The following is a 23141-nucleotide window of genomic DNA, read 5'->3' as shown; positions in this document are numbered from 1 at the left end:
CGCTATTGACGCACTGGATCCGTACAGTAGCGTTGTTCTCAAGGACGAACCAAAAAGGAGTGCAGGATGCACCGAACGATCATGCTGGCCGTCACGCTGGCGGCTTCCCCAATGCCACTCGTCGCCGATGTTTACCAGTGTACCCGGGACGGTGTGGCGACCTTTTCCGACCAGCCCTGTGGCGGTGTCAGCGAACCGGTGGACATCACCACGACCCGTGTGGGCGGCCGTCTCGACACGGGCACGGACATCGACACCTTCCAACCCGAGACCGTCTCCGACCCGGAAACCGGCCAGACCGGATGCCCTGCCGGCTATATCCAGTCCACGCGCCTGCGGCACCTGCGCGTGAAAGAACGGGTTCAAACCGGCATGAGTGCCGGGCAGGTGCGCTATATTCTGGGAGCGCCCCACCACCGGGACGGTCAGTGGTGGGTGTATGAGGACCGCGGCCGGGAAACCGGGCGGTACAAAATACAGAACGGGTGCCTTGAGCGCATTGGATGAATTCATGGACACGATGTCCCCGTGAGATGAACCCACCCCACGGCAAAACGTAGGATACAGCCGACTCAATCAACAACAGGACGACCTATGACGACGCCGAAACTGCTCTTCCTGGCCGGTAGCACGCGCACCGGCTCATTCAACGCACAGCTGGCGGAGGCCGCTGCCCGCATCGCCGAGTCAGAAGGGACCGCCGAAGTCACCCGGATCGATCTGGCGGACTATGAGCTGCCCATCTACAACGGCGATCTCGAGTCCAGCGAGGGGCTGCCCGAGGCCGCCCGGCAACTCAAACAGCGTTTCCGCGACCACCACGGATTTCTGATTGCCTCGCCAGAGTACAACAGCACGCTCGCGCCGGTTCTGGTTAACGCACTGCACTGGATCTCACGTCCGGCATCGTCCGACGAGCCGCCACTATCGGCGTTCCAGGGCAAGGTCGCGGCACTGACAGCCACTTCCCCGGGCGGGCTGGGTGGACTGCGCGGTCTTGTCCCGCTGCGGATGATGCTCAGCAACATTGGCGTGCAGGTGCTACCTAACCAGCTGGCGGTGCCGGGCGCGATGAAGGCATTCGGTGACAGTGGACAACTGGTGGACGACAACCAGCAACAGGCACTGGCCACCATCGTCCGGGAACTGATCCGGGTAGCGGAGCAGATTGGCAAGACGGATCAGCCGTCGTAAGAGGCAGGCTCCGGGGTCGCAAAGACCGGCCCCGGGTACAGTCGCGCCCCATCCGGCTCGTTCGCCGGCCGGACGGGGCAGGCAGCCCGGTCAGCCGTCAGCGTCAGCCGCTTCCGGTGCCGGGACATGGCTCATGGCATCCAGCCAGATGGGGTTGGAATAGGCCTTTTTGCCCTCCTGATCCTCGACGATCACCGCATAGAATGTATCCTTCGTTGCCGTGACCTCGAACTCGGCGCGCCCTTCGACGGCACCGTCGAACGCCCTCTTCTCAACGACCTTCCCGCCATCACTGACGAGCCGGATCGCCTTGAGGCCGTTGGCCGCTTCCAGATCGAAACCAAGCGTGGCGGTCTCGCCCTTCGCGACCTTCAGGTCATCCCCGAATGTGTGATCCGGATACACCATTGGTCCAAAGGTGACGAACGCGTGGCCACCCTTCAATGCGGTGACGAACGTATCGGCATCCAGCGTCCCCGGCACATGGGCATAGGCCCGCACTTCGCCGGAGGCATACTGCCAGACGTCATGCACGTCGGAGCCGGCACTGAGATAGATCCGCTCACCCCGGCTCCAGTGGTTCCAGGCCTTGCGCAGGGTCTTCTCATACTCACCATCGGCATTGACCTCCATCAGGTCATGGCGCGGATAGTAGCCACCGGTCGCCGTCTCGTTCTCGATGTTGGTGTAGTACCCATACTTGATGTAGGGGTGGTTCACCTGAACCGCCTCGGCCCCCAGGGCGTCACGCTGCTCGATGATGGACTGGACCGGTGCCTTGCCGGAATCGATCGCGTAGTCCGCACCAATCTCAACCGGATAGGCATTGAAGTGGCCCCAGGACGGGGAAATCTCGATGGACGGGATGAACGGAACATTCCGCTGTTCGGACAGGGCCGCCATCTCGTCGAGATTCGCCATGGTGTCGTGATCGGACAGCAGCGTCAGGTCCAGCCCCGCCGCCAACTGGGAGCGCACGACGTATTCCGGCCCGGTGAAACCGTCCAGGACGTCGGAATGGTGGTGCATGTCAGCGGCGAACCAGTCCCGGTGATTCGGCGTGGTTGTCCGCGTGACCGAGACAGACTCGGTGACCGTTTCCCCGCTGGGAACCGTCACGGACACTTTCTCGCTGGTCGCGAGGAACGGTGTGCCATGGGCCACCTCAAAGACATACTCGCCCGGCGCGATGGACACCGTGCGCTTGCCCGGCGCGTCCAGCTCGCTGAAGAAGGTCTTGCGCCCCAGGAAACCGACCAGCGGCGTCTGTCCCTCGGCAATCTGAATCTTGGCATCCAGCGGCTCACCGGTCGCCTTGTCCGTGACCTCGAACGCCACCTGCCCCGGCGCTTTCAGATCGTCAAAATCCACGGCAAGCGGCTCACTGCCAATCGACACGGACTGGCGTGCGCTATCGGCAAACCCGCGGGCGGTCGCATAAAGCTCGTAGTCGCCTTCCGGCAGATCAAGTTGATAGGCGCCATTGCGGCCCAATGACCAGGTGTAGGGCTCGCCGTCCTTTTCGACCACAATCACGGGCCGATCCACTGTGGCACCGGATTCGGTCGCCACGTCGCCGGAAACAGCCCCAGCCTTCAGGCCTTTACGTGCCACTTCGGCTTCAACAGCCGGCGCCAGGCTGCCGTCATCCAGCACCTGAACCCAGCCCTCAAACGAGCGGCTCTCGCCCGGTGCCAGATCGTGCTTGAGGTACAGGTCCCGGGCGCTGTAGTCGATCCGGTCCATGTACGGGGCGTGCAGGACAAACCCCCAGTTCTCGTCATACGCGGCGGACCAATCGGCGAAGGCATCGGTCGTCTCGCCTTCTTCCGTGCCGTGCATCCCCGCCGGGCCAAAGAGGTTACCGCCGTCAGGCCACATGACGTAGCCCGAGAGGATGCTCTCGTAGGCCTTGTCACCGGTGTTGTCCATTGTCGTCACGACGTGAATCCGGTCAGACCCACTCTCCAGGCGGTAGGTCGTGGTCAGGGTGACCTCTTCCCAGTCCCGGGTCACGCGGATGGCCGCTTCGTCCGGCCCGTCTTCGAGCACCTCAAAACGCTGGTAGCTGGTCGGCCAGCTGGACCAGTTATTGGGGATGAAATCGATCAGCGAAACCTTGTCGCGCAGGGGTTCGCCATCGACGATCGGCGCCGCGTCAATGATGCCACCAGGGGCCACACCCCAGGGGGGCGCCGAGTCCACGGCGATGGAGGCCACCAGCTCGTCATTGCGCAGCTGGATGTCCTCGGCGGCCGTGGCATCGCCGTTTTCCAGCGCGGTGGCGCCACGCGTCACCTCAACGGCCGCCGAAGCGGTCGTTGTTCCAATAGCGGTTGCCAGTACGGCAATCCCGCCGGTTGTCCGAAGTGTCCTGAACCAGCTCATCTTGCGGTTCCTTCTTCTGGTGATCGACAGGATGGGCCCGCCCGCACTCAGGCGGCCGACCCATCATCCAGATGCTTGCTCAGCAGGGCGTGGTACAGCTCCTGATCGAAGACGACCCCGTTCAGCTCGCTATCGTCCCCGATCAGCAGCCCATGGCCGGTGTGATACCGGATTTCCACCGCATCCCGCATGGGGGTGTGTGCCGGTACCCGGGTCGGTCGCGAAGCCAGCTTGCTGATGGCGTCCCCGGGCCGCCATGCCTGACTCTCGCACGTCTCTCCCCGGACACGGACGGTGCTGTGTGCCACCGGATCGGTCACGGCCAGCCGGTCACCCGACGGGCCATTCACGGGCAGCAGCCCGTCATCGTCCGGGGCCAGATCCGAGACCGGAGTCATGATCGCGTCCACTGTGAGCACACTCAGCGGATTGGTGGAGGCCACGAAATTGCGCACGTACTCGTTGGCCGGATTCAGCACGATGTCCTGGGGGCGGCCCTGCTGGACGATCTCGCCATCCTTCATGATGGCAATGCGCGAGCCGATCTTGAGCGCTTCGTCCAGATCGTGACTGACGAACACGATGGTCTTGTTCAGCTCGGCCTGCAGGGCCAGCAGTTCGTCCTGAAGCTGCTGACGAATCAGGGGGTCCAGTGCGGAGAAAGGCTCATCCATCAACAGGATGTCCGACTCGGTGGCCAGCGCACGGGCCAGGCCGACCCGCTGACGCATCCCGCCGGACAGCTCATCCGGGCGGCGCTTTTCCCAGCCAGTAAGACCGACCAGGTCGAGCTGCTTTTGCACCTTCTCGCGCCGCTCGGCTTTCGGCAGCCCCTGAAGCTCCAGACCGAAGCCGACGTTCTCTTCAACGGTCAGCCAGGGCATCAGCGCAAACCCCTGGAACACCATTGAGATCCGCCGCGTGCGCAGATCGCGCTGCACCGCCTCGGAGGCCCGGGTGAAGTCAATGGACTCGCCATCGTCATCGATTCGGATGGCACCGCTGGTCACGGAGTTGAGGCCGTTCAGGCAGCGCAGCAGACTGGATTTCCCCGAACCGGACAGCCCCATCAGGACGCAGATTTCGCCCTTCTCGACCTTCAGGTTGGCCTCCTGAACGCCGACCACCAGGCCCGTCTCCCGCTGAATCGAATCACGGCCTTCGCCGCTGCGGATGAGCGGCAGGGCCCGGTCCGGCTGCTTGCCGAACACGACGTTGACGTTCTCAATCTCAATCATCTCAACCTGCCGTTCTCTGCCGTTGTTTGAAGAAACGGTCGAGCCAGATGGCGACCAGCACGATGGCCAGCCCGGCTTCGAACCCTTTGGCGATATCCACGGTGTTCAGCGCACGGACGACGGGCACGCCCAGCCCTTCCGCGCCCACCAGGGCCGCGATGACCACCATGGACAGGGAGAGCATGATGCATTGGGTCACACCCGCCCCGATGGAGGCCATGGCCGCCGGCAGCTCCACACGGAACAGCAGTTGCCGCGGCTTGCAGCCAAAGGCCCTACCCGCTTCCAGCAGTTCTTTCGGCACCTCGGAGATGCCGAGGTACGTCAGCCGGATCGGCGCCGCGATGGCAAAGATCACCGTCGAGATGACGCCGGGCACCACACCCAGACCGAAAAGCGTCAGCGTCGGGATCAGGTACACGAACGGTGGAATGGTCTGCATCAGATCCAGAACCGGCTGCATCAGCCGGTAGATCCAGGGGCGATGAGCCGCGAAGATGCCCAACGGCACGCCAATGGCGATGCAGATGACGGTCGCATAAAGCACCAGCGACAACGTCGCCATGGTGGTTTCCCAATACCCCAGGTTCCAGATCAGCCCAAACGCCAGCAGGGTAAAGACGGGCATACCCCAGCGACGGTGCCTTAGGAAGGCGGCCACGGTCAGCACAGCGATCAGGACCGCCGGGTGAATCCAGAGGAGCCCTTCGGTGAGGCCATGGATCAACGCGCCCAGGTTCTCGGAGATCGCGTCAAAGACAACGCCACCGTGGTCCACGAGAAAATCGACGAACGCCTCCATGGCGTCCCCGAAGGGAAGCTTGTGTTCGGTAATCCAGCTCATTGAAACAGTCTCGGTCGGAAAGCACCGTTAACAGCCGGCCGGTGGGAGGCACCGGCCGGCCAGCGGCGTATTACTGCAGGCTCTTCTTGACGGCGGGCAGCGCCGCCTCACCACTGAGCGTGGTCACACCCTCCAGCCACTTGTCGAGGACACCGGGATTGTTGCTCAGCCATTGCTCGGCAGCGACCCGTGCGTCTTTACCATCGTTCAGGATGGCGCCCATGACTTCGTTCTCCATGCGCAGGGAGAACTCGAGGTTCTTCAGCAGCTTGCCAACATTGGGGCATTCATTGAGGTAGCCCGCGCGGACGTTGGTGTGAACGGTCGCACCACCGTAGTTCGGGCCAAAGAAGTCATCACCACCGGCAAGATAGTCGATGTCGAAGTTGGCGTTCATCGGATGCGGCTCCCAGGCGAGGAAGACGATCCACTCATCGCGTTTGATTGCCCGCTTAACCTGGGACAGCATGCCGGCCTCGCTGGATTCCACCAGACGGAAGTCCTCCAGCCCGAATGCGTTCTGGTCGATCATGTCCTGGATCAGCCGGTTACCGTCGTTACCCGGCTCAATGCCGTAAATCCGACCGTTGAACTTGTCCGCATTCTCGGCGATGTCAGCAAAGTTGGTGACGCCCGCTTCCTGCACATACTCAGGCACTGCCAGCGTGTACTTGGCACCGGTCAGATTGGTCCGGACCGACTCCACTGAACCATCCTCCAGATAGGGCTCAATGTCGCCCTTCATTGTCGGCATCCAGTTCCCCAGGAACACGTCGATGTCATTATTGCTCATCGAACGAAGGGTTACCGGTACTGAAAGCACCTTGGTTTCCGGCTCATACCCCATGCCTTCCAGCACTTCCGAGGTCAGTGCCGTCGTGGACGTGATGTCCGTCCAGCCGACATCGGAAAAGCGAACCGTCTGACATTCCTGATTGGCCGCGACGGCCGAGGTGCTCAGCACCAGCCCGGCCAGGGCAGTCGTGACGCGTTTCATAGGTGTCTCCTTTATTTGCGCACTGTCGTTATGTCGTTGAGCGAATCAGCGCCTGATCGATGTAGTTCCGGCACAGCCGCTCAGCATCGGAGGAGCGCAGTCGCCCCTCACTCAGCGCGGCACGGAGCCAGAACCCATCAATCAGGGCGGCGATGGTCTGCGCCGTATCCCGCACTTCGTCTGCGGGAATGAGCTGGCGCAGGTAAAACCGAAGGTTGGCGGTCAACCGGCGTTCGTTCACCCGTTGCAGCCGGGCGAGTTCCGGCTGGTGGATGGCCTGAGCCCAGAACGCCAGCCAGGTCTTGGCCGACTGCATCTCCGTCTGGGCGCCGGCGAAGTTGGCATCCACGATCGCCATCAGGCGTGATCGGGGGTCATTCGGCCGCAACTCCAGCGACCGCAACAGGTCACGCTGCAACAGCGACAGCAGGTGACGCATGGCGGCCTCAAGCAGGCCCTGTTTGCCCCCGAAATAGTGACTCACTATCCCCACCGAAAAACCGGACGCCTGACTGATCTTGCCGATCGTGGTCGCCTGGAAACCGTGCTCTTCGATCACCTGGAGCGTGGCATCGATCAGTTCCTGGCGCCGGATGCTTTCGATGGAGGTTCTAGCCATGAGTGAATCGCCGTATTGAATAAATGTTCATTTCCCTGAATACGTATTCAATACAGCCTAATCATTCGAGCTCTAAAGATCAAATGGCGACCCGGACAGGTCACACCTCGGATTTGGCGCGAGCATTGGGGGAGAGCGCTTCCAGCGTTTTAAAACAATCTTTAGAGATCCAAAAGAGATCCGGAGGGGATGGCGGGAACCCGCCAGGTCGGTCTGAGCAACCAACATAAAAAAAGCGCCCCCGCAAGGGCGCTTCCAGAGGCGTCTGTGGTGGATTCAGGCGCGGCGGCGACGGGCAGCGCCCAGACCGGCCAGCCCCAGACCCAGCAGGGCCAGAGTCCCCGGCTCCGGCACCGGCGTCGGCTCGTCCGAGAAGGTGCCGCCCTGGATGAACACACCAGAGTCCAGAATGCCATCACCCCGGTCCGCAATCGCCAGCTTCATGGTGTGGGTCCCTGGAGTCAAACCCAGGATGGACGCAGTGAAGACATCGGTCATGCCGTCATACTGGATATTCAGCGACGGAGGACCATCGGTCAGATCGTTGTTGTTGAAGCTGGAGCAGTTGTCGTCGTCACTGCCAACGGGGTCGCCGCAATTGACCGTATCGATGGATACGGGGTCGTCATCGGGACCGACGGTGGCGATATTGACGCCGTCAACCAGGAACGCAAAGACATCATTAAACGCCGAGTCGATGTACTCGTTGTACTCTTCCGAACCGAAGGCATAGTTGAAGAAGAGGTCACCACCGGTACTCTCGAACTCGAACTCCAGCACGTTGGCATCCTGAGTGCCACCACCGACCAGGCCATCCAGATCGGCATCGCCGGCGCCACCCACGTTGGAGCCTGCGCCATCACTGTCATTCGGCCCAATGGCGTTCGCTGCCTGGCCACTGGTCATCACGATGCCACTGTCGATGCCGATGTCCGCCGACACGCCATCCGTGAAGATACCCGCCTGGCCTTCCGCACCGATGTAGTTGATGGAGCCGCCATCAACGCTGACACCGGAGCCAAGAATTTCGTTGACCAGATCGGATCCGCTGCTGGTCGGTGTAATCGACAGGGCGGCCGCCTGACTGCTGGCGAACACGAGCCCCGTCAGGAGCAGTGTCTGTTTCATGCGTTTCATCGTCACATCCTTTTGTTTGTTCGTTCAGGTTGGTGTTCAATCCGTCAGCTTTGCCCGATACGACAGACATCACCGGGCTCGGCATCACTTGGAAACGCAAACAACGCGCCAACTGAAGGCCGTCCAGAAAAACAAGAAGTTAGAAGTGCGACAAATTGGACAGATGTACTACCTGTAAAATTTTTTGACTCTGGCAACCCCATTCAGGCGGCGTCAGGGGGCATCGGTGTAAGATCAATGGACACTCTGTCAGTCGTGAGCAAAGGCCCTCGCGAGGGTCCGCATGCAGGCCAGTGGCTGGTCGATCAGCGGCACATGCCCACTCTTCTCAAGCGTGACCAGCCGGGCGCGGGGCATCAGATCAGTCATCCGGGCCTGCCCCTCCCAGGGGTACATTTCCGAGTGTCGACCAGCCACGACCGTGGTGGGGACGGTCACCAGCGACAGAAAGGGTCGGAAATCGTAATCCCGCTCCGCATAGGCCCGCATGTGCTGGTAGACCGTGAACCAGTTATCAACCGGCACCAGCTGATGGGCCAGTGCCGGAACCCGGGTGAGGCGCCCGGCCATCCACTTCATCCAGCGCTTGCTCAGGGCGGTTTGCATGAATCCGGCGAGATCGTCGTAGAACTGGCGACGCAGGTCCATGGGAAGCGACGCAAACGGCGTTTCCGGGTCGGTCCGCTCCAGCCTTTCAAGCATCGGCCACCAGGACTGCAACCGCTGGGCGCCCTGCTTACCGAAGATTCCCCAGGGCCAGTCCGGGCCCTGGGCAATGCGAGGCGCCTGATCGATGTGGACATAGTGACGAACGGCATGCAGACCAAACAGCTGCATGTAGCGCAGTGACGTGCTGGCGCCCAGGGAGATGCCGCCCAGCCCCACGGGATCCCCGTTGCTGTAATGACGGATCACGGCATCAAGATCCCGGGCGTGGCTGGTCAGGACGCAGTCTTCACTGCAGCTCAGGTGGGACGAGCCACCAAACCCGCGCAGATCCGGCAGGACAAAGCGAAACCGGTGGGCCAGTGGCAGGATGATGGGCAACCAATGGCGGCTTTCCATCCCAAACCCGTGAAGCAGGATGACCACCGGGCCGCGACCCACTTCCCGCACTCTCAGTCTCGCACCGTCGTGGGCGATCACGCCTGCCATGCCAGTCTCCCGTACACTCTCTCAAAAGCGCCCCATTATCCACAGGCGGTCAGGCATCACCATGGGTGGCCGGGCCAGAACCCTGTCGGGTCCGGCCGTTCAGTCCATCGGGGAAATCGGGTAAGGTGCTCGCTCACCACAGACAGGAGAGTTCAACATGGCACACACCAACCGGCTCGCCGGCATGGTCGAGCGCATCAATCAGCTCCCGGCTTTTGCGCGGCCCCGGGCGCTGTCGCTGTTCTTCGGCAAGGCCGTCCCGTTCACCGGAACCGCGGGCATCCGCATCGAATCCCTCAATCAGTCGCACTGCGAAATCCGTCTCGCCAATCGCCGACGCGTCCAGAACCACATCAAGGGCGTGCATGCGGTGGCCTCGCTGCTGCTTGCCGAATCCGCCACCGGCTTTCTGGTGGGCCTGAACGTGCCGGACGACAAGATTCCGGTCATCAAGACGGTGCACGCCGAGTACACCCGCCGGGCCAAAGGCGACATGCGGGTGGTAGCCCACCTGACGGAAGAGCAGCGACAGCGGATGGTGACGGACGACCGCGGCGAAGTGGCTGTCGCGCTGACGTTCTACGACAGCGAGGACCGCGAGCCGATTGAGGCGCAGATGACCTGGGCCTGGACACCCAAGCGCCGGGACTGAAAGGCGGGCTGATATCATCGGGGCACAGCGATGAAGGAGGCAAGCATGATCTGGGAGCAGACAACGATCCAACTCGACCCGGCGCCACGCGGGTTTCATCTGGTGACCGATGCCATCCTTCGGGGTGCGCCGGACCTGTCCGGATGCCGCGTTGGCCTGCTGCACCTGTTCATCCGGCATACATCCGCGTCGCTGTCGGTCAACGAGAATGCGGACCCGGATGTACGGGGCGACCTCGAGCGGCATTTCAACGTGATGGTGCCGGAGAACGCGCCCCACTATGCGCATACGCTGGAGGGGCCGGATGACATGCCGGCCCACATCAAGACGGTACTGATCGGCCCCGAACTGACCATTCCGGTGACGGACGGTCGCCTGAACCTGGGTACCTGGCAGGGCCTCTATCTCTGCGAGCACCGGGACCGTGCCGGAGGGCGTTCGGTGGTGGCGACGTTACAGGGGAGCCGCTGACGCCCCGGAGGTCAGCGGCTCCAGGTTCTCATCGACGAGGCCGGTGAGCAGCAACTCGCCGTCGTCGCTCAACCGGAAACGACCGAATTCGGCGGCCTCATAGCGCTCGGCCGTGCCTTCCTGGAAATAGAACGCATCCGTTGCCACCCGCACCTCGCCCTGGCGCCAGCGATAATCGATACGACGCTCATCCGGGGCCAACGGCGCGTCGTCCGACAACCTGACGAACCGGGCGATCCCACGCTCATCCAGCGCGACGACCGCACCGTCATCGTGTGCCTGACGCTCCGGGGCATGCCGCTCATACCGGGCAAGCACAGCCTGACGAATCGCCCGGGTGAGCGCGAACCGCAGTGCCATATAGTCACCCTGGATGAGCGAGCGCGGGTCCACCGGCGCCAATGCCAGATACACCACTTCACCTTTGGCCCGGAGTTGCTCCTTGCTGTAGATACCCACATTGACCACGGCCAGAACCAGCGCCAGCCCCACCACAGCCACCCAACGGCTGAACCTATCCATGGGCAGTCTCCTCCAAGGCCGCAACAAGGCGTCGCATGGCCCAGCGACTGGCCAGCAACACCACCCCGACCACCAGCAACAGGCCCGCCTTGTCGAGCAAGGTAATATCGAGCTGATAATAATAGGCCGATAGATGACTCAGCAGCGCGAGGATACCCAGGCCCTGCAGAACCCGGTGCCCACTGGCAAAGCCGAGTACCAGCAGAGTCAGACCCACCACCAGACCGGGCACCATCAGGGAGACGAAAAAGGCGGCCATCATGCCCACCCCTACCAAAGCCAATGCGACCGGCGAAAGCGACTCCGGCAACACCCGAACCACCCGGACGAGCATCGACACAAAAACCAGCCCTGCCAGGGCCGATGCGAGCCAATATCCGATCAATGGTTCCCCCTGAAGACGGACGACACTGTCGAGGCCCATCGGTGACACGCGGGAAAATCCAAAAGACGTGACCATCAAAGAGAGGGCAATGCCATAACCGACGGCCTGACGGGCACGGACCTGCCCGGGACGACGGAACTCGACCGACCAGATGAGCACCATCGCGACCAGCAGGAGCGGCGACGCCAGATACCATTCACCCCACATCGCCAGCGAGGCGGTCACCGCCAGGGATGCGATCACCGTCGTCACAAACCGGTGCACCGTGACAGGCATCACCACCGTCAGGATCAGCTCAAGCAGGGCCACGGCGGCAAAGAAGCCGCTGGAGTCATCGCCGAGGAAACGGTAGAGGGACCAGATCACGAATCCCTGCCCCGCCAGGCTGATCGCCAGACCGGCATGCTCCAGAAAGTCGTTGTGCTCGGCTCGCATGACAAAGTACGCGCCGGCAACCAACAACACACCGGTGATCAGCGACCCCAGGGGCGTCTCAAGCACCTGTGTCAAAAACAGACCGAAAAATGCCATCAGTAACAACGACGCCAACCAGCCGGACACGGCCGCCAACCCACGGATGTACCAGGGGCTTTCCGGATCCCGGTTCCCCACCTCCGGTTCAGCAACCGATACGCCAGCCTCGCGGAGCCGATCTTCCAGAGGCATCATGCCTCGACCTCCCGATTCAAAGCCTTCAACCAGGTGGCCGAGCCCGCGCCCGCAATCAGCACGAACAGCGCCAGCACCAGGAACCCACCGCTTGCCGTGTCCTGAAGCACCCACCGGCCAAATGCCGTTGTGATCACGACAATGCCAGAGAGGCAGAACCCGGCCAGCATGAAACGATCCAGACGGACCCACCGATAGAAGACCAGGCACAGGGTCATCCAGAGCGCCCAGGCCACGATGCCATCCCATCCCTGATCGAGAGACAGAACGCCCATCACCGCCAGCCAGGTCGCGGGTACGCCCGCAAAAACGGCGACCACGCAGGTCGGCCAGCGCGCCCCCCGACGAGTCACCATCAATCCGCCCTCCCAGAGCACCAGTACCGCCACGTTCAACAGAAACTGAGCCCACTGGGCCGCGATGATCCGCCCCCAGTCGCCGAACAACCAACCGCCCCCGGATTCGTAGTACAGCCCCACCGACAGATTCAAAAGGCCGACCCAGAACAGCCAGAGCCCGGCATTGCGGGCGACGGCCACCCACGGGATGATCACCGCCGCCCAGAGCGCAAACAGTTGCCAGGGATCGGCCCCGGTCTGGTAGGTCTGGCCAAACAGCGCCAGCAGCGCCCCGACCAGAAGACAGGCCATGGCGAGAAGCGCCGCCGCCACACGCGGTTTCCGGGCCTGGGTCCAATACGTGGCAATCACCACGACCAGCCCGCCTTCCAGCAAGGCGAAACGACCGGTGCGCCCCATGCCATCCCAGTTGTAGGCAATAAAGAAGACAGCAGCGACAGACAGCGCCAGAACACCCAGCCACAGCAGACAGCGATCCAGAAACCGGACCCACTCGGCGCCCGTCGGCGGAATACCGATGACGGCCAGCGCCCGGTCAATCCGGCCGGCGTCAATCGCATTCGCGTCGATGAGGCTGGCCAGTCGTCTCCGGTCGCCCTGACTCATGTCTCGGCGGGCTCCGTCACCTCGCGATCCCGCTCCCAGCCCTCGTGTTCGACCACAATGCGCTCGATGGCCACCGTGTTGCCGTTGGCGTCCAACTCGGGCAGCGCCTGATACTCGCTGACCCAACACCGATACACCTGATAGGCCATCACCACCTGCCCCTGCAGGTTCAGCAGCTGAATCGTCAGGTCACGACGGTAGGTCTTGAGTGACACCGCCCCGTCGCCCTGCAGAGAGAACGTCGATTCGGCCCACTCCTCGAACGTCGGATCGTGAGTCAGCCCCCGCTCAATCTCGATCGGCTCGAAATGCGTCTGCCCCGGCATGACGCGGGGATGACTCGGTGACGTGCCGGTGCGGTTCTCCAGCGCTTCGGTCCGCCGGATCAGCGGGCTGACCCGGGTCACTCCCGGGATCACCTTGCCATCCAGCACCACGGTGAACTTGAAATCCCGGTACGGATCGAACCGATGCGTGTTGACGGTGAACATCGCCATAAGCGTCCTCCAGAGCGGTGGTCGGCGGCGAGGAGGCCGCCGGAAGCGTTCCCTGTTCATGATGTGAGCGTAGCGGTTTTTGGCGATCGGAGCGTGGACACGGTCGCCATTACGACTCATCGAGCAGGATGTTGTACGTCGTGTTCTCAGCATCCGAGCGAACCACCACGAACCCGTCTCCCGTCACCCGGGTTTCCCCGTCGGTGGTCAGAACGTCGACCCGATAGCGCCCCTCGGGCAGCGTCATCGCATAGTGGCCGTCGGACGCCATCACGCGCTTTTCAATGTCGCCGGACTCGTGGGTGAAGATCAACGCAGCACAAAAACGCCGCTCGTCGCTCCAGCTGCCCCGACGGACGCGGCCGGCCAAATGGCCCGAGGCGCGCTCTTCGCTATCAGTGAAGACCAGGTCGGCCAGTACGGGGTGATGATCGGACAGGAAGTGCCGGTCGTGGCCGTCCAGTGTGCGCCCATCAAACGGCGAGCGCGTCGCGATGCCGGACGTCCAGTCCAGCCGCCGGACTGTCGACGGCTCAGGGGCATGATGCGGTGCCGACACAAAGAAATGATCGAGCGCCTCACCATCCAGCGTGGTGGCCTGTCCGTCCGGTAGTGGCAGATGCCGGACCTCCGGACCGGTGACCTCGGACCGGTCTGTCTCCCGGATCAGCTCCGGAACGTCCGTGAGGGCGATATCGGCGCAACCACCGACGTTCAGATCGCCGGCGACAATGACCGGGTCGGTACTGTTTCCGATCTGTTGACGGATATAGCGGCCCATCTCCCGGATCTGATTGCGCCGTGCCTCAATCACATTGTCGCCACAGCCGCCGCCCTGGGTGTGCGTCCCGAACACATGATAATCCTGCCCGTCCTTGCGGACCCTTGCGTGAACAACCCCTTTCGCCTGCCGGCGGGCAGCCAGGGTGGCGTGTTCAAACACGTCGGTGTCACTGTTCACCAATCCATGCCGGGACAGGATCATGACACCCCCGTTGCGCAGCCGGCCCGGCTTGTTCGGGCGATTGGTTGCCGTGTAACCGGCGTCCAGAAGGCCGCCTTCACGGGGACCAAACCAGCCCCGCTTACGCCCCTCCAGAAGAATTGTCCTGGCGGCGTTCACAAACAGCTCCTGAAAAATGATCACATCCGGCAACGGATCCATCGCCCGTATCCGGTCCTTGATCTCATCCGCCCGGGCCTTGTTCTTGATGTTGCTCGGGGCACCGAGCATCCGGATGTTGTAGGTCAGCACGCGCAGTGTCATTGACGCCTCCCTGTGTGTTGCGGCTCTCTACGCCCCATTGATCCATGCGGCTCCATACCCACTGGTCAGCCTAGACCATCGCCGCCTCGTTCAGATTCGCCACACTGTACTGCATCCGGTCTTCCAGCGTGTCCCAGGGGAAGTCGCGGATGGCCTGCTGGTGTTTGGACTTTAGGAAAGCCAACACTCAGGCCCGCAAGGCCTCCGCGTCACCACTCTGCTCATACACGCTCGCGTGTACCTCGGTAATGTCCCGCTCGGGGTGGGCCTTGAGAATCGTTCGGACCCGTTCGCTCAGACGAACCAGTTCCTCACTCGGTCTGGCCCAATCGCTCTCCGGCAGGGGTTTGGACCATTCGGCCATCGCCGGCGGCAGGCGACGGTTGACCAGATGCGCCAGTTTGCGGTTCTCCCACTCCACCAGCCGGTTTGGCACCGTCCAGAAGGTCATCAGGTGATACAGGTACCAGAAGAACGTATGGATCCAACCCACCTCTCCGGCCTGACGGCGGCGGCGCAGGTTGCGCCGGGCGTAGTGGAAGTAGGCAACGCCCTCCTCCATCGGCGCCTCTTCCGAATCCATCCCCTCCGCCCGCGGCTGGATCTCCTCCAGTGAGTGGACGTCGTACTCCATATACGCCCGCAGCGCCTCCCAGTTGCTGATCGCCAGGGGGCGGCCGTGGGTTTCAAACTCCAGCGTGAATCGCTCCCCCGTCTCTAGGTGATGAAAGCCCACGCCAAACCCGTACTGGCGACGCACCCCGTACTCACTCACGCCCTGAGACTCCAGAATCCAGGCCTGCAACTGTTCCCAGGGCACGAAGATCGGGTCCTCTTCACCCTCAGGCACAAAACACACCTCTCGGCGTTGGCGATGGAACCGGGTGGGATAGATTTTTTCAGCCTGTTGGAACGTGTTCCTGACGGGCAACATCGAAATTGAAAATACAAGTAAAGCGCCCCCAATACCGACCCAAAACCCAGGCTCCTGTGTTTTCTGCCACACGATGTTAGCGCCTGACCAGCCATCGATGTGATACCCCAGAATAAAACCGAGTAGAGGGCCAACTACCGCCGACATCAGAAACAACACAAACGAGCCGCCGATTACAAGCTGCCAGGAAAATGCATTGGAGTGCCCCACACCAAAGTCCAGATAGTGGCCGGTCACTTTACCGATCGCATGGCCATGGTCCACGGGGGGATATCCCGTGGGCAGAGGCCGGGGCGACAGATACGTGAGCCGGCCGGTTGGGAAGGCGTCGACTTTGCCCGCGTGGGGGGCTGCCACTTTCGCGTTCGATTCGGTCATGGATACAGCTCCAGAGCCGTCAAGGGTTGTCGAATGGGACGCCAAATCGGTTTTTCCGCCGGTGCCTGATCGACCGGATCAACCGGATAGGCGGACTCTGGCGTAACCCGAAACAGGTAATCGGTGGTGCGATAGTAATCGTCGGCTTCGGGGCGTCGCGGGATATAGGGACTGTCTTTATTAAATTCGGCCATCACGACCACGCCCAAGCGGCCACCGCACCAAAGGCCAACAGCCGGCTGACGATGACCAGCAGAATCAGGTCAGGCCAGACATCCCCACGGCTGAACCACTTCAACAACACGAACAGCGCCACCAACGAGCACAGCCAGCCAATACCAGTCCATCTTCCATGACTTGTCTCTCCATCCAAGGCCCATTCGGATCCACGTTTGGGCCATCTCCTGACTGTCAGCCTATCAGGACGTTCGGCTAGACCATCGCCGCCTCATTGAGGTTGGCGACGCTGTACTGCATTCGGTCTTCCAGGGTGTCCCAGGGAAAATCGCGAATGGCCTGCTGGTGTTTGGGGTAGCCCTCTTTTTCCCACCAGTCCAGATCCAGAGTGGCCCAGTAGTCTGCCGGGCGGCCGCGTTTGCCGGCCGCGTCGTATTCGGCGGTGGTCGGGTCGAGATGACGGTAGGGCTCCAGCGCCGGGATGTCCGGCAGCGGCTGGCTCACGTCCATGTACCGCTGCAGCTCGTCCCAATGGGCGTAAAGCTCGTGCTTGAGGGTGGAGTGGACCGACGCCACAACCGTCTGCCAGCCGGTATACCGGTGCCGAAGCTGGAGCTTGCAACTGGTCGGCCCCTTCGGCTGAACGTGGAACGAGATATAGGGATCGAACTCGATAAATGGTGCCTCGAACGTCTCCTCCCGCCAGGTGCGGAATTTCACCATGCCGGTGGGGCGGAAGAAGCCACAGCCGAGGTCTTTGACGATGAAGCCCGGGTGGCTTTCGAGGAACCAGGTGAAGGGGTAGCGGAAGAAGAGGTGGAGGAGTGCGATACCCGCTATTGGGAACGACCCATGAACTAGTGCCTCAACAAAGCCTGCCTGTACAGCAACAGCCAAAAAAGTAACAACGGCACAGAACATCCAAAAGCAAAACATGGAGTAATCTGCAAATGCGCCCGCAAACATCAGCACGAGCTGCCAACGAGTTTTGATTAAATCTTTTGGCTTATGCTCATGAGTCCACGCTCGCCCTGGCTCCAAGCTTTGCCCCCCCCCAGTATGACGCTCCTGATAGGAGCGCACGTATTTAGGGCGCTCGTGTATATTCAACCGGGCATAATGTCCCCAGGGAAGCCGCTCAATCAGGTCTCCCCCCTCCAGCGCTTTCGCAAACCGACCAGGATCCTCCAGTAGCTTTTGCTTAGGAATGGAGCCTGCCCGAAACGCCGCCTCACTGTAGCTTCCCTCCGGTGCAGACGACTCAGCTGTTCCACTGGACATCCAGATTCTCCATCGTTTGAGTAATCTCTACATTTTTATAGTCCTGCGAGTCCCGCTGCCAGACCTGCAGGGTATAAGTCAGTTCCAGAGCCTTGGCGTTGTAGCGTGTCGTGACCTGTTCGTTCCCCGCACGGGGTCTTAATCCGGGAAGCTGCGCTTCACCAATCATGAAATCAATGGCCTGGCGCTGTTCGTCATAAGCCTCTTCGATCCCTTTTCCGATCACTCCCGAACGAGTTTGCAGTATTTCTGTGTTCCAGCCACTGGCTTTGCTGGGCCCCAGGCGTCGCTCAAGCACCTGCTCGTATTCAATCTCCAGTTTCACTTCACTAGGCTCACCGGTAATGGCCAAGGCCGGGCTCGCAAAGGTCAGAATACTCTCGGCTTCACCACTCCACTGGGTCAGCTCACGGTGCTTCATCCAGTCCTGCATCTGATGACTCGGCAGACGGGTAAAGGCAACCGGGGTCATGGCTTTCACCAACTCCAGATACGCTGTCGACTCATCCTTCAACGCATCGGTTTGCGCGTCACGGTCTCCGGAAAAAGGCCCTGCCCGAAGCCACTCACTAACGTCGTCGTCCTTGAGACGATAATAAGCGGCCTCCCCCAACACATAAATCGCAAACCCAAGCGCAGTGACGTACCCGGACGCCACTGTGCCAGTCCATCGCGCTGCTGCCGGGATCGCTCGTCCTATGAGAGCCTGTGTGGCTCGAACTGAGGAATGTTTGACCGCTCGACTGCCGATGGGTGTTAGCACACGGGCCGCAATAACATCCGCACTGGTCATGGTGGCCACGCCGCCAGCCTGGATCAACTGAGCGGACCCCGTGCCCCAGCGCCCGTTCAGAAAAGAGTTCACCGAATCACTCACAATCAGGGCCGTCGTGAACATACCGGCGACCCAGCCCGCTGCTTCGATTTTGCTGCGGACAACCTCCTCGGCCAGTTCGTCAGCGGCTTTCACCTTATTGCTCATTGCGGTAAACCACCTAGCGTCCTGTTTCCAGCCAGACACCTGGGATGCTAGCCGCTCGGGTTGATTCGGTAATAGTGCAACCAATTGCGCTGAGCTGATCCCTAAGTCGGCCATCGCACTCAAAAATCCCACGACATTTCGAGCGTTCGGAGTCTCTAGTTTCTGAGCTGAATTCTGAAAATTCCAAACATCGAACACCACCAAAAGCCCCGGCAGGCCCATCGGACTGGTAGCGCCCTGGTGAAACCAGCGCTTAACCGGCTGATGCTTGACGGTGCCGTCAAAGGCATTCGCATCCGCCACTCGTAGGGACGCTCCCGCCGCCGCCCCCGAGGTCAGGGTTTGCCCGCTCTCATCAACGACCTCCAGCACAACAAAGGCCCGACCATCCTCAGTACCTTCAAGCTGGACCTGTGTTCGACCGGGGATAGCCGCCTCGGCAAACCCTTCAAACGCCCCCTTAATGCGGTTCACCTCTGCAGTGAACACGGCGCCTTTCTGCTGGAGCTCTTTCTGAACGGTGCTCAGCCACCATTGGCCCAGCTCACCGGCAATCGACTGGAAGGCATGACTTCCGATCCGCGCGACGCCCGTTATGGCGGCAGCGTCCGGCGCCTGGGTGTCGTCCTGGTGCGCCGCCAGTTCCCGCACGACGTTGGCTTCCAACACCCTCAGCTCTTTCTGCTGGTCGTTCAGCCCGTCGGCCATGGCCTTCAGGGATGCCACCGTGGCATCACCCGCCCGGCATTCGGCGACGTTTTCCTGGAAGGGCAACAGCAGCTTGCCGAGTAGGTGTTCACCGCGGGCAATCGCCAGGGCGAGACTGGCCGCCTCGTCACCACTGTTTGCATCGAATTCCTGAGGCAGGATCAGCGGGTCAACACGATTCACGGGCAGTGAAAGCACCTGAAGCATGGGCCCGGACTGGAAATAGCCGGCAACCGAATTGCCGATCTCCAAAGCAAACAAATCCCGTAGGACGGCGGTCAGGTTGCCGGGCTGCCCATCGTTCAGGAGCCGGACCAATGCCATTTGGGCATCACGGACAAAGGCTCTGATGGCCCGCCGCTCCGCATCGTAGACTGTCCGCAGCAGGCGGCCCGAATCGCTCTCGTCCAGACGGTTATCGAGCCAGCCGTCCTCAATGAACAGCGGGTTAGTGCTGCCGTCCGGCAACGTTTGTCGTCGGAAGTTATTGTGAAACAACTCGGCCGTGACGCCGAAGGGGCGTTTCTTGACGTGGTCCACCAGGTCCAGAAGCAGGGCCATGGAGGCATTGACCTGCCCAACCAGATGTCGCGCCGCATAAAGCGGATCCCGAAGATGCAGTGTCAGGATGTGCCGGTCCCGAAGTGGCGCCAGCACATCAACACCCGCCCCAATTTCTGGTAATGCCTCGCCGTTGAGATGCGACTGACGCCAGCGGGGATAGAGTGTGGGCGCGCCCACGTAATAGCTGGCCTCCACCACATCCTCGTCAGCCTCGATGGCATCGCGCTGTTCCACCAGTTCCTGCTGATCGCCCTGCGTTCTGGTCCCTTCCACATCCCGCAGCCAATGGCCCGGACAGGTGACATCGCGTTCCACCGGGTGATCGCGACCCCGAAGGCTGCGCATGTGGTCAATGTAGGTCCAGTCGTTGTAGAGCTCGTCCGCCTGACGTTCAACGAACGCGTTGATGGCCCGGGCATCGCGACAACGGTCCGAACGAAGATCGTCCTCTGTTTCCAATGCTTCAATGTAATCCCAGGACCACTGGGTCTCGCTGAAGGCGAGCTGGAGGTTGCCGGAGACATCCCTCCCCCGGATGCGTGCGGGGAGATGGAGCACGTCCAGTTCCGGACCGACCGCAAGACGCTCATGCTCAGGCTCAGATGTCTGCCGTGCCGACTCAACATCGCTGTCCTGAAACACGGGCGTCGCCTCGGGATCGGCAATGACGGCAACCTCTCGCCACAGTCGGCCACCGAAGAAGACATACACCCAGCCCGTCCGAATCGGCGCGGGAACGGACTCGTCGTAACCCGTGATCGGGCGGGGGTGTGTGAGTTCACCCGCATCACAGAAGAGTGTCGGATGAACGGACACCATCAGGTTATCCTGATGCTCCCGCTGGGGTGGCCGGAGGTCGTGCGGTCCCATGTCCTCGGGCGCCGTGAGCGGCAAATCAATGGTCTTGTCCCCTGTCAGGCGGAGAATCAGGGAACGCGTTCTGACCTTTCCGGTCGACGCCTGCAGAATCGGACCACGCCGCCCCTGATGATCAGGGCACTCCGCCATTGGCGTCTCGGAATCCCCTTCTTCAGCGTGCTCAACGACCAGGTATTGATGGTTTGCCATGGACTGTTGGCCAATCAGCTCCAGCCAGATGTTGGCCGAGGGTGCGCACTCCGATCGCTCTACCGTTGACATGGTTCGACATCCTTTTCATTCAATCCGCGGGAACGGCGTTCCGTGCCGTCTGTTGTCTGATAAGCAACATAGGCCTGCCACTGACCGATGAGCTCCGAGTCCTGATCCGGACAGGGCACGATGGCCTCGCATTGATGCCGGATAAATCGCAGCCCCTCTTCGAAGGACGATCCAGGCAGCTGCTGCATCCGACTCCAGGCATCGGCCCAGCCCAGGCTCATTTCCAACCGCTCGTTCCATACGGGCTCTGGTCGCGCTTTGTCTCCTGCTGAGACAAGACCCTGCACCCAGTGAAGATCGTCGTGCCAGTCCACTGACCAGAGGCATTTCATGTCCATCGGTATCAGCGAAGCCAGCCAGTCCGGCCAGACTCTGTTGATCACCGTCAGAAACCGGGAATCATACGAGCGCAGTGCGCAGGAGCCTCGCTCGGGCAGGTCTCCATGCAAGGCCGTCCGCCATCCGGCCAGCGCTTCGGTCGTGGGAAGACGCGTGAACAGGTACAGAAGACCGCTGTCAGCGTAGTGCTCGTTCACCGCCGTGACGAGCTTGGAATCCGCGGTGGTTTCCACGACCAGTGGTCCCGCTGTTGCGTGATCCTTGAGGGTGCTGTTCTCAAAGAGCCAGCACCAGTGAGGATCGTCGTCATTCGCGTAGACGGTTGCCAATACCTCATTTGAGTCGTACTGGGCGGCGTCGACAACGAGAAGGCACCGGTCCCCGGGACTGACATGCGAACCTGCCAGACCGTCCCGGAACGTCGGCTGGCCGACGGGAATGCGCGAATCATCAACCATGGACATCACAGACCTCGTCGGGGGCATTTTCACACAGCTTGGTGGCCGTAGATCGCGATGACGCCGCCTTGAACAACTCATCCCGGTTGACACGGTCCGCCATCGGTCGTTGATCCGTCTCCGCCAATGCCTCCGGCTCCACCGCTTCCCCGGACACACCCACCGTCTTTGGCATGGCCGGCGCCTGCACGGACTGCCCCGTGCCGCTGCCCGGCGATCCGCCCATGTTGAGCTTGATGGCGGGACCGGTGAGGGCGACGCCGCTGGGGTCGATTTTGACGAAGCTGCCGCCGGCCTTGAGGGTGATTTCCATGCCCGCTTCGATCACGGCCTTCTGGCCGGCCTTGATGTGCAGTTCCTGGCCGGAGTCGGTGAGCCAGGCCGTGCCGGCTTTAAGGTGCAGGCTGCCGGTGACGTCGAAGCTGTGGTCCTTGCCGACCTTTTCGCGTTTTTCCCCGTCCACGGTGAGGTGGTCATTGCCTTTGACCTGCTGGGTGCGGTCGGTGTGAACGGTCAGGTGCTGGTTGTTCTTGACCACCTCCGTGCGGTCGTTTTCGGTGAGCAGGTCCAGGTCCTTCTGGGCGTGGACGTAGATCTGCTGCTGGTCCGCCTCGTCCTCAAAGCGCAGCTCGTTGTGGCCTTCGCCCTTGTGGGTCTGGGTTTTGAGCGTGGTGCGGGTCTTGTGTTTGGGCAGCGTCTCCGGCGGCGTGTTGGTCGCGTGGTGCGTCCGGCCGGTGATGATCGGCTGGTCGGGGTCGCCATCCAGAAAGGAGACAATCACCTCGTTGCCAATGCGCGGCAGGGTGAAGAACCCGTACTGGCCCCCGGCCCAGCCCTGGCTGACCCGCAGCCAGGCGCTGCTGTGCTCGTCGTTCTGTGAGTAGCGATCCCAGGGAAACCGGACCTTGACCCGCCCGTGCTCGTCGCAGTGGATCTCCTCGCCCTCGGGGCCGGTGACGATCGCCATCTGCGGGCCGTCCATCAGCGGACGGTGCGGTGTGGTCGGTCGCCAGGGGGTGTCGCCGGGCACGGCGGTGAAGGCGTTGTGGTAGGTGGTCGGTTCCGTGCCGCCTTCCTCTTCCAGCGCCTGGGGCTGTTGGCCGGTGTGGGTGACCTGGACCAGCAGCCAGTCCCGGTTGAGGGTCTCGTCCGGGTGGTCGGTGAGATCGACTTTGGCCCC

The 23141-nt window shown here is 61.8% G+C and carries 22 protein-coding genes; 4 read left to right on the top strand and 18 right to left on the bottom strand.

Annotation, left to right across the window (positions count from 1 at the left end; all coding sequences use genetic code 11):
- The first annotated feature begins 66 nt into the window (after window positions 1–66).
- Window positions 67–507: a DUF4124 domain-containing protein gene (locus C8D92_RS08400; RefSeq protein WP_116919075.1), complete on the top strand. Its 441-nt coding sequence runs from the start codon at window positions 67–69 to the stop codon at window positions 505–507.
- Window positions 508–594: 87 nt separating this feature from the next.
- Window positions 595–1194, top strand: a complete 600-nt coding sequence (locus C8D92_RS08395) for an NADPH-dependent FMN reductase (RefSeq protein WP_095610978.1) — start codon at window positions 595–597, stop codon at window positions 1192–1194.
- Window positions 1195–1284: 90 nt separating this feature from the next.
- On the opposite strand, the gene C8D92_RS08390 is transcribed toward C8D92_RS08395, so the two are convergent.
- From C8D92_RS08390 to C8D92_RS08355, 7 genes are all read right to left on the bottom strand, one after another.
- On the bottom strand, window positions 1285–3582 hold the full coding sequence (locus tag C8D92_RS08390) for a CehA/McbA family metallohydrolase (protein ID WP_116919074.1): 2298 nt from the start codon (window positions 3580–3582) through the stop codon (window positions 1285–1287).
- A gap of 47 nt (window positions 3583–3629) precedes the next feature.
- Complete coding sequence (gene choV, locus C8D92_RS08385; protein ID WP_116919073.1) at window positions 3630–4820, bottom strand: choline ABC transporter ATP-binding protein; 1191 nt, start codon at window positions 4818–4820, stop codon at window positions 3630–3632.
- 1 nt (window position 4821) lies between these two features.
- The gene (gene choW / locus C8D92_RS08380; protein WP_095610974.1) at window positions 4822–5664 is read right to left on the bottom strand and encodes a choline ABC transporter permease subunit; all 843 of its coding nucleotides are present in this window, start codon (window positions 5662–5664) and stop codon (window positions 4822–4824) included.
- Window positions 5665–5734: 70 nt separating this feature from the next.
- On the bottom strand, window positions 5735–6661 hold the full coding sequence (locus C8D92_RS08375; protein WP_095610973.1) for a choline ABC transporter substrate-binding protein: 927 nt from the start codon (window positions 6659–6661) through the stop codon (window positions 5735–5737).
- Window positions 6662–6689: 28 nt separating this feature from the next.
- Complete coding sequence (gene betI, locus C8D92_RS08370; RefSeq protein ID WP_095610972.1) at window positions 6690–7280, bottom strand: choline-binding transcriptional repressor BetI; 591 nt, start codon at window positions 7278–7280, stop codon at window positions 6690–6692.
- 276 nt (window positions 7281–7556) lie between these two features.
- Window positions 7557–8417: a choice-of-anchor L family PEP-CTERM protein gene (locus C8D92_RS15860; protein ID WP_228151160.1), complete on the bottom strand. Its 861-nt coding sequence runs from the start codon at window positions 8415–8417 to the stop codon at window positions 7557–7559.
- Window positions 8418–8666: 249 nt separating this feature from the next.
- On the bottom strand, window positions 8667–9572 hold the full coding sequence (locus C8D92_RS08355) for an alpha/beta fold hydrolase (RefSeq protein WP_095610969.1): 906 nt from the start codon (window positions 9570–9572) through the stop codon (window positions 8667–8669).
- 157 nt (window positions 9573–9729) lie between these two features.
- On the opposite strand from C8D92_RS08355, the gene C8D92_RS08350 reads away from it, so the two are divergent.
- Both C8D92_RS08350 and C8D92_RS08345 read left to right on the top strand, forming a co-directional pair.
- On the top strand, window positions 9730–10224 hold the full coding sequence (locus C8D92_RS08350) for a DUF4442 domain-containing protein (protein WP_116919071.1): 495 nt from the start codon (window positions 9730–9732) through the stop codon (window positions 10222–10224).
- Window positions 10225–10269: 45 nt separating this feature from the next.
- Window positions 10270–10695 carry a secondary thiamine-phosphate synthase enzyme YjbQ gene (locus tag C8D92_RS08345; protein ID WP_116919070.1) on the top strand — a complete coding sequence of 142 codons (426 nt, stop codon included), beginning with the start codon at window positions 10270–10272 and terminating at the stop codon, window positions 10693–10695.
- Here the strand turns inward: C8D92_RS08345 and C8D92_RS08340 are convergent.
- The 11 genes from C8D92_RS08340 to C8D92_RS08290 all read right to left on the bottom strand — a co-directional run.
- Window positions 10678–11217, bottom strand: coding sequence for a GDYXXLXY domain-containing protein (locus C8D92_RS08340; RefSeq protein WP_116919069.1), 540 nt, complete (start codon window positions 11215–11217; stop codon window positions 10678–10680). The genes C8D92_RS08345 and C8D92_RS08340 overlap by 18 nt on opposite strands.
- Entirely contained in the window at window positions 11210–12271 is a 1062-nt protein-coding gene (locus C8D92_RS08335; RefSeq protein ID WP_165819257.1) for a DUF4401 domain-containing protein, read from the bottom strand. Before C8D92_RS08335 ends, C8D92_RS08340 begins: the two co-directional genes overlap by 8 nt.
- Complete coding sequence (locus C8D92_RS08330) at window positions 12268–13236, bottom strand: DUF2157 domain-containing protein (protein ID WP_116919067.1); 969 nt, start codon at window positions 13234–13236, stop codon at window positions 12268–12270. Before C8D92_RS08330 ends, C8D92_RS08335 begins: the two co-directional genes overlap by 4 nt.
- On the bottom strand, window positions 13233–13733 hold the full coding sequence (locus C8D92_RS08325) for a phage tail protein (RefSeq protein ID WP_116919066.1): 501 nt from the start codon (window positions 13731–13733) through the stop codon (window positions 13233–13235). The genes C8D92_RS08330 and C8D92_RS08325 overlap by 4 nt, the downstream gene beginning before the upstream one ends.
- 109 nt (window positions 13734–13842) lie before the next feature.
- Window positions 13843–15000: a sphingomyelin phosphodiesterase gene (locus C8D92_RS08320; protein ID WP_116919065.1), complete on the bottom strand. Its 1158-nt coding sequence runs from the start codon at window positions 14998–15000 to the stop codon at window positions 13843–13845.
- A 187-nt stretch (window positions 15001–15187) separates the two neighbouring features.
- Window positions 15188–16312 carry a hypothetical protein gene (locus C8D92_RS08315; protein WP_116919064.1) on the bottom strand — a complete coding sequence of 375 codons (1125 nt, stop codon included), beginning with the start codon at window positions 16310–16312 and terminating at the stop codon, window positions 15188–15190.
- Window positions 16309–16506, bottom strand: a complete 198-nt coding sequence (locus tag C8D92_RS08310) for a hypothetical protein (RefSeq protein WP_116919063.1) — start codon at window positions 16504–16506, stop codon at window positions 16309–16311. The genes C8D92_RS08315 and C8D92_RS08310 overlap by 4 nt, the downstream gene beginning before the upstream one ends.
- Window positions 16507–16744: 238 nt before the next feature.
- Window positions 16745–17386, bottom strand: coding sequence for a hypothetical protein (locus C8D92_RS15590; RefSeq protein ID WP_133243121.1), 642 nt, complete (start codon window positions 17384–17386; stop codon window positions 16745–16747).
- Window positions 17387–17750: 364 nt separating this feature from the next.
- The gene (locus tag C8D92_RS08300) at window positions 17751–21164 is read right to left on the bottom strand and encodes a hypothetical protein (RefSeq protein WP_116919061.1); all 3414 of its coding nucleotides are present in this window, start codon (window positions 21162–21164) and stop codon (window positions 17751–17753) included.
- Entirely contained in the window at window positions 21152–21967 is an 816-nt protein-coding gene (locus C8D92_RS08295; protein WP_165819256.1) for a DUF4123 domain-containing protein, read from the bottom strand. Before C8D92_RS08295 ends, C8D92_RS08300 begins: the two co-directional genes overlap by 13 nt.
- A partial coding sequence (locus C8D92_RS08290) for a type VI secretion system Vgr family protein (RefSeq protein ID WP_116919059.1) occupies window positions 21954–23141 on the bottom strand: 1188 nt, incomplete at its 5' end. The genes C8D92_RS08290 and C8D92_RS08295, both read right to left, overlap by 14 nt.

Origin of the sequence: Tamilnaduibacter salinus, from assembly GCF_003096655.1 — a bacterium.
Classification (GTDB): Bacteria; Pseudomonadota; Gammaproteobacteria; order Pseudomonadales; family Oleiphilaceae; genus Tamilnaduibacter; species Tamilnaduibacter salinus.
The sequence above is the reverse complement of the archived record's forward strand: the minus strand, read 5'-3'. Positions and strand labels throughout refer to the sequence as shown.

Coding starts and splice junctions, on each gene's coding strand:
- C8D92_RS08335 (WP_165819257.1), bottom strand. CDS start 12,271: ATGATGCCTCTGGAAGATCGGCTCCGCGAGGCTGGCGTATCGGTTGCT.
- betI (WP_095610972.1), bottom strand. CDS start 7,280: ATGGCTAGAACCTCCATCGAAAGCATCCGGCGCCAGGAACTGATCGAT.
- C8D92_RS08315 (WP_116919064.1), bottom strand. CDS start 16,312: ATGACCGAATCGAACGCGAAAGTGGCAGCCCCCCACGCGGGCAAAGTC.
- C8D92_RS08340 (WP_116919069.1), bottom strand. CDS start 11,217: ATGGATAGGTTCAGCCGTTGGGTGGCTGTGGTGGGGCTGGCGCTGGTT.
- choW (WP_095610974.1), bottom strand. CDS start 5,664: ATGAGCTGGATTACCGAACACAAGCTTCCCTTCGGGGACGCCATGGAG.
- C8D92_RS08300 (WP_116919061.1), bottom strand. CDS start 21,164: ATGTCAACGGTAGAGCGATCGGAGTGCGCACCCTCGGCCAACATCTGG.
- C8D92_RS08390 (WP_116919074.1), bottom strand. CDS start 3,582: ATGAGCTGGTTCAGGACACTTCGGACAACCGGCGGGATTGCCGTACTG.
- C8D92_RS08355 (WP_095610969.1), bottom strand. CDS start 9,572: ATGGCAGGCGTGATCGCCCACGACGGTGCGAGACTGAGAGTGCGGGAA.
- C8D92_RS08400 (WP_116919075.1), top strand. CDS start 67: ATGCACCGAACGATCATGCTGGCCGTCACGCTGGCGGCTTCCCCAATG.
- C8D92_RS08345 (WP_116919070.1), top strand. CDS start 10,270: ATGATCTGGGAGCAGACAACGATCCAACTCGACCCGGCGCCACGCGGG.
- C8D92_RS08325 (WP_116919066.1), bottom strand. CDS start 13,733: ATGGCGATGTTCACCGTCAACACGCATCGGTTCGATCCGTACCGGGAT.
- C8D92_RS08395 (WP_095610978.1), top strand. CDS start 595: ATGACGACGCCGAAACTGCTCTTCCTGGCCGGTAGCACGCGCACCGGC.
- C8D92_RS08330 (WP_116919067.1), bottom strand. CDS start 13,236: ATGAGTCAGGGCGACCGGAGACGACTGGCCAGCCTCATCGACGCGAAT.
- C8D92_RS08375 (WP_095610973.1), bottom strand. CDS start 6,661: ATGAAACGCGTCACGACTGCCCTGGCCGGGCTGGTGCTGAGCACCTCG.
- C8D92_RS08310 (WP_116919063.1), bottom strand. CDS start 16,506: ATGGCCGAATTTAATAAAGACAGTCCCTATATCCCGCGACGCCCCGAA.
- choV (WP_116919073.1), bottom strand. CDS start 4,820: ATGATTGAGATTGAGAACGTCAACGTCGTGTTCGGCAAGCAGCCGGAC.
- C8D92_RS15860 (WP_228151160.1), bottom strand. CDS start 8,417: ATGAAACGCATGAAACAGACACTGCTCCTGACGGGGCTCGTGTTCGCC.
- C8D92_RS08295 (WP_165819256.1), bottom strand. CDS start 21,967: ATGTCCATGGTTGATGATTCGCGCATTCCCGTCGGCCAGCCGACGTTC.
- C8D92_RS08350 (WP_116919071.1), top strand. CDS start 9,730: ATGGCACACACCAACCGGCTCGCCGGCATGGTCGAGCGCATCAATCAG.
- C8D92_RS08320 (WP_116919065.1), bottom strand. CDS start 15,000: ATGACACTGCGCGTGCTGACCTACAACATCCGGATGCTCGGTGCCCCG.